The sequence below is a fragment of the Streptomyces glaucescens genome (assembly GCF_002154375.1).
Taxonomy (GTDB): Bacteria; Actinomycetota; Actinomycetes; order Streptomycetales; family Streptomycetaceae; genus Streptomyces; species Streptomyces glaucescens.
This window is the reverse complement of record NZ_MUND01001061.1, coordinates 1-1572: the sequence shown is the minus strand read 5'-3', so window position 1 is coordinate 1572 and position 1572 is coordinate 1. Positions and strand designations below refer to the sequence as shown.

Below are 1572 nucleotides of genomic sequence, written 5' to 3'. Positions count from 1 at the left end.
GCGCAGCAGCGCCACGGCGGCGCGGTCGAGCGGGACCTCGGCGAGGGCCATCAGCCGGTCGTGCCGCCGGGCGCGGGTGCCGAGGTAGGTGATGCGGGTGAACGCCCGCTCGATCTCGGCGACTTCGGGGGACGCGGGGGCGGCGGGCGGCGGCGGTGTGGGCATGCGGTTCACGTTACTCTCTCATTGCCTTACTCAAGTAATCTCCGGGTCGACGGGGCGGAGTGCGGCGCGGGCCGGGCGTCCGAAAACGGAGTGCGGCGGGCCGGGCGTCCGGAACGGAGTGCGGCGCGGGCCGGGTGCGCGGCGCCGTTCAGGCGAAACCGCCGGGCGACACGCGTGACCGTGTCCGCCGCCGTCGACATCTCAAGCCGTGACCCTGCCGCTGATCGCCCCCATGCTCGCCACCTCCGGCGCCCTGCCGCCCGCCTCCCAGGACGCGCGCTGGGCGTACGAGACCAAGCAGGACGGCCAGCGTGTGGTGGTGTATCTCGCCGGGGACGGCGGCGTGGTGCTGCGTGCCCGGTCCGGGGAGGAGATCACCGGCGCCTACCCCGAGCTGCGGCCCCTCGGCGCCGCCCTCGGCGGCACGCCCGCGGTCCTCGACGGCGAGGTGCTGGCGCTGGACGAGCGGGGCCGCGCCGACTTCCAGCTGCTGCAGTCACGGATGGGCCTCGCCCACGCGCCCGCCCGGGCGGCCCGCCGGGCGGCCCAGGTCCCGGTCCATCTCGTGCTGTTCGACGTGCTGCACCTCGCGGGCCGCTCCCTGATCCGCCTGCCGTACGCCGAGCGGCGCGCGCGACTGCTGGAGCTGGAGCTCGAGGGGCCGTTCTGGTCGACGCCCGGAGCACTGGTGGGGCACGGCGAGGAGGCGCTGCGGGCCACCCGTGAGCACGGTCTCGAGGGGCTGGTCTGCAAGCGGCTGGACTCGGTGTACGAGCCGGGGGTGCGGTCCCGCGCCTGGATCAAGATCCGCAACATGCGCGGTGAGGACGTCGTCGTGGGCGGCTGGCTGCCCGGCAAGGGCCGGCTGACCGGGCTGCCGGGCGCCGTACTGGTGGGCCAGCGGGCCGCGGGCACGCTGCGCTACGTGGGCAGCGTGGGCACGGGCTGGAGCGAGGCCGAGCGCACCGAGCTGGCCGCGCTGCTCAGCGAGCTGGCGACCGACGTCTGCCCGTTCCGTCCGAGGCCGGCCGCGCCGGGCGCGCACTGGGTGCTGCCCCGGCTGGTGGGCGAGGTGCGGTACAGCACCCGCACCCGGGCCGGGATGCTGCGCCAGCCGTCGTGGCTGCGGCTGCGGCCCGACCTCACCCCCGAGGAGTCGTCGGCCGACCTGCCGGACGACATGGTCTGACGGTCCACCGGAAGCCGTTTCTTGAACTGCCCTTCACCGCCGGGACATCTGTGCTCCCTTGGCACGGGCGGAATTCACCGGGATCCTGAACTGCCTTTCCCTCCACAGCCGTTGGGCTGCGCCCGGTTTCCCCGAGGAGGACGCAGTGTCGTCGCAGAAGTCCGTTTCGCACCGCAGGAGATGGCTCGCCGGTCTCGCCGGGGCCGCCGCCCTCGTGG

Annotated in this window: 1 protein-coding gene and 1 pseudogene; one reads left to right on the top strand and one right to left on the bottom strand. The window is 74.7% G+C overall.

Translation table 11 applies throughout. The features are described from left to right. A pseudogene (locus tag CCN42_RS45480) lies at window positions 1-165 on the bottom strand (MarR family transcriptional regulator); the annotation flags it as partial. Window positions 166-373: 208 nt separating this feature from the next. Between CCN42_RS45480 and ligD the strand changes: the two are divergent. Continuing rightward, window positions 374-1354 carry a non-homologous end-joining DNA ligase gene (gene ligD / locus CCN42_RS40565; RefSeq protein WP_086742067.1) on the top strand — a complete coding sequence of 327 codons (981 nt, stop codon included), beginning with the start codon at window positions 374-376 and terminating at the stop codon, window positions 1352-1354. The last annotated feature ends 218 nt before the right edge of the window (window positions 1355-1572 follow it).